Source organism: Lutibacter sp., from assembly GCF_046055765.1.
Classification (GTDB): Bacteria; Bacteroidota; Bacteroidia; order Flavobacteriales; family Flavobacteriaceae; genus Lutibacter.
In genome coordinates this window covers 1-3,722 of record NZ_JASFZF010000044.1, presented here as the reverse complement: position 1 = coordinate 3,722, position 3,722 = coordinate 1, and the positions used below count along the sequence as shown (strand labels likewise).

Genomic DNA, 3,722 nt, shown 5'->3' with positions numbered 1-3,722 from the left:
TTAACAGGTGAAAGCTTATTTATGACAGTTTTTTCAAATTCAAGTATTGGAAAAAAAAGTGTTTCTTTTGCTGCTCCATATCCAGGTCAAATTTTCCCAATTGATTTAAGTGAAATGGGAGGAAAGTTTGTTTGTCAAAAGGATTCTTTTTTGTGTGCTGCTAAAGGGGTTTCAGTTGGTATTGAATTTTCAAAAAAAATAGGTAGGGGTTTATTTGGAGGCGAAGGTTTCATTATGCAAAAGTTAGAAGGTGATGGGTTGGCATTTGTTCATGCAGGAGGAAATATGTCGAAAAAAGTGCTACAAGTAGGAGAAGTTTTAAAAGTAGATACCGGATGTGTGGTTGGCTTTACAAAAGATGTACATTACGATGTAGAGTTTGTAGGTGGAATTAAAAATACGGTTTTTGGAGGTGAAGGATTATTTTTTGCTACGTTAAAAGGCCCAGGAACTGTTTATATACAATCTTTACCTTTTAGTAGGTTGGCTGGTAGAGTTTTAGCTTTAGCACCTAAAACAGGTAATAAAACTAGGGGTGAAGGCAGTTTACTTGGAGGTATTGGAGATCTACTTGATGGAGATAACAGAATATAAGCATTAAAAAACTCTAAATTTATTTCAATTTTTTATTATTCTAAAGTTTCTAATTCTTTATAGTTTTTATTTAATTTTCTTAATAAAATGCCATAGACTATACGGTAATAAATCCATAAAAAAAGAATAATTAGTACCAATGCAATAATTTGAGTAATTAATAAGGTGCTAAATAATTTTTCACTGCTTATATCTAATTGTTTAGGATTAAAAACTTGCATTAAAAGTTCTTCATCAGAAAACATTATAAAATTAATAATAAAAGACAATATGATTGTTGCAATTATGTTATAATAAACATAGTAATTAACAGTTTTACGTGTTTTAATTATCTTTTTCATTAATAAACTTGTGTTATCTACAACAGATATTGAATTATAGTTTTTATAAAATAGATAAATAAAACAAAATACTATAATGTAGTGTAATACGTATGTAATTTTTAATATACTTTTTAAGTGTAATTTATCATAAATTTCAAAATAACTATCAGGGATTAACAAATTAATGAAACTCCAAAATATTAATTCAGCAATACAAATAATAAAAATCCACTTTACAACGGAAGATGATTTTTTATGTATTAACTTATAAATCTCATTATAAGTTAACTTTGGGTAGCCAGCATTTTGCTTCTTCCAGTCTTTTTTTAATAAATCTAGTTCATCCATAATTTACGGATTTAATATTGTTCTTAATCGAGTTTTAATTCTGTTCATTTTCACTCTTGCATTCACTTCTGAAATACCAATTGTATTTGATATTTCTTTATAATTTTTATCTTCTAAGTATAAAAAAATCAACGCTTTATCAATGTCTGATAATTGATGGATAGCCTTGTACATTAGTTTTAATTGTTCCTCTTCAGTATCATCATAACTCGTAGATTGAATTCGGTGTAAAACGGTATCAAAATCTTGAGTTTTTATGGTTCTTTTAGATTTTCTATATAATGTAATAGCGGTGTTTAACCCAATTCTATACATCCAAGTGCTCAATTTGGAATCACCTCTAAATTTTGGATATGCTTTCCAAAGTTGTATTGCAATTTCTTGAAACAAATCATTGTGAGCTTCTTGATTTGAGGTGTAAATTCTACACACTTTATGAATTATATTCTGATTTTTTTGAAATTCAGAAATAAATTTATGTTCAAGGTCTTTAGTCACAAGTTTAGTTTCGTTCTTTTTATAAGTGTATAATTTAACTGGAATGTTACAATTTTACTTGTAAAAATAAAAAAAGCAACTCAATTGAGTTGCTTTAAATTTTAAAAAAGTCAAAAATTAATTTTCATTTTTTTTGATACCATCTATAAATTCTTTCAGTTCTAAACCGTATTTAGAGGCTTTAACTTTTTTAGATAAAGAGTTGTTTATTGTATCTAACAACCTAATATTTGCATAATATAATTCAGTTAAAGCAATATATGGAGCTACTTCATATTCACCGTGATTCACGGCGAAGTTGGTAGAAAAATAATATTTTCTTCTAATTAAACTTTTTTCATCTTTCTCTAATTTTGTAAAAAACTCAGTATCTCCAGCCTTTTTAGCTTCAAACTTGTCCTTAATTAAATCAAGTTGCTTTCCATTAAATTTTTGAATCATAGCCTCATGTTCTTCTAATAAGGTTTGGTTTTTAGAACCTAAAATTTTAGCTGACGTAGCAAATTTATCAAGTTTAGAAGTTAAAGTAATTTCACCTTTTTCACCAAAGAAAGATATTTTTTTATCCACATTATTATCTAAAACCACAAAATATATTTCAGGACTTTCAATATCATCAACTAAAGTAAAATTGTTTTCACCATTTAACTTCACAGAATCTAAAGAAACGAGTAAAGTATCTTTATATTTTTGAAGATATATAGTTCCTTTTTTTAAACCATTAATAGTTCCATGAACTTTCATAGTTCCTTTTTTATCATTTCCGCAAGAAATTAATAGACTGATGATAATAAATGAGTAAATTATTTTTTTCATTTTATAAATTTTAAGCACACAAATATCTAATTTTTATTTCAATTTAACTTATAATTATGAGGTAACAATGCGCATTAATTCTGCAGTAAGCATAGCGCCATAAGTTCCAACAACATATCCAAATACAGCAAGTAACACACCTACAGTTGCTAAAGATGGGTGAAATGCAGCAGCAACAACAGGAGCAGAAGCTGCGCCTCCAACATTTGCCTGACTTCCAACAGCTAAAAAGAAATAAGGAGCTCTAATTAATTTTGCAACTCCTAAAAGTAGAAGAACGTGTATTGTCATCCAAATTAATCCAACTATTAATAAACCAGGATTGTCTAATATTTTTGTTAAGTCCATTTTCATACCTATAGTTGCAACTAAAATATAAATAAAAACACTTCCTATTTTACTAGCACCAGCACCTTCATATTTTTTTAATTTAGTAAATGAAAGTAAAATTCCAAGTAAAGTTGCAATAGTAATCATCCAAAAGAATTGAGAACCAAATGATGACATTGCAGAGGTTTTGTCTCCTATTGCTTTAACATTTTCGATTAAAAAAGTAGCAATAGCATTTGCTCCTAAATGAGAAATCCCAACAACTGCAAAACCAATTGATAGTATCACCATAAAATCTGCTAAAGACGGATTTCTAATATTTTGTGAAGCAAAATTAGATACTTTTTCTTTTAAAGTTTCAATTGCTGAAGTGTCAGCTTTTAACCATTTATCTATTTTTTCAGTTTTACCAATTCCCAATAATAGTATAGCCATTAATAGATTTGCAACAACAATATCAACAATTATATAACTTGCATAGTTAGCGGTGTTAAACCCATAAATTTCTAACATTGCAGCTTGATTAGCTCCACCACCAATCCAACTTCCAGCTAAGGTAGCTAATCCACGCCAAACTGCATCAAAACCTGCTCCTCCAACGGTTTCTGGAGATACAATAGATACTAAAAGTACAGCCAATGGACCTCCAATTATGATGCCGATGGTTCCTGTTAAAAACATAATTAGTGCTTTTGGACCTAAATTAAAAACAGATTTTAAGTCAATGCTTAATGTCATTAAAACCAAAGCTGCTGGTAATAAAAATCGGCTAGCGATATAATATACTTGAGAACCATGTTCAGTAATTTCACC

General features: G+C 28.5%; 5 protein-coding genes. 1 reads left to right on the top strand and 4 read right to left on the bottom strand.

Going from position 1 to position 3,722, the window contains the following annotated elements; all coding sequences use genetic code 11:
* Positions 1–594, top strand: a 594-nt coding sequence (locus tag QM495_RS05320; protein WP_408671076.1) for an AIM24 family protein, incomplete at its 5' end; no start/stop codon positions are given.
* A gap of 35 nt (positions 595–629) precedes the next feature.
* Here the strand turns inward: QM495_RS05320 and QM495_RS05315 are convergent.
* The 4 genes from QM495_RS05315 to QM495_RS05300 all read right to left on the bottom strand — a co-directional run.
* Positions 630–1,265, bottom strand: coding sequence for a hypothetical protein (locus QM495_RS05315; RefSeq protein WP_408671075.1), 636 nt, complete (start codon positions 1,263–1,265; stop codon positions 630–632).
* 3 nt (positions 1,266–1,268) lie between these two features.
* Complete coding sequence (locus tag QM495_RS05310; RefSeq protein ID WP_408671074.1) at positions 1,269–1,763, bottom strand: RNA polymerase sigma factor; 495 nt, start codon at positions 1,761–1,763, stop codon at positions 1,269–1,271.
* A gap of 117 nt (positions 1,764–1,880) precedes the next feature.
* A complete protein-coding gene (locus QM495_RS05305; RefSeq protein ID WP_408671073.1) occupies positions 1,881–2,579 on the bottom strand; it encodes a DUF4369 domain-containing protein in 699 nt (232 codons plus the stop codon).
* A gap of 54 nt (positions 2,580–2,633) precedes the next feature.
* On the bottom strand, positions 2,634–3,722 hold a 1,089-nt coding region (locus QM495_RS05300; RefSeq protein ID WP_408671072.1), incomplete at its 5' end, for a DUF819 domain-containing protein.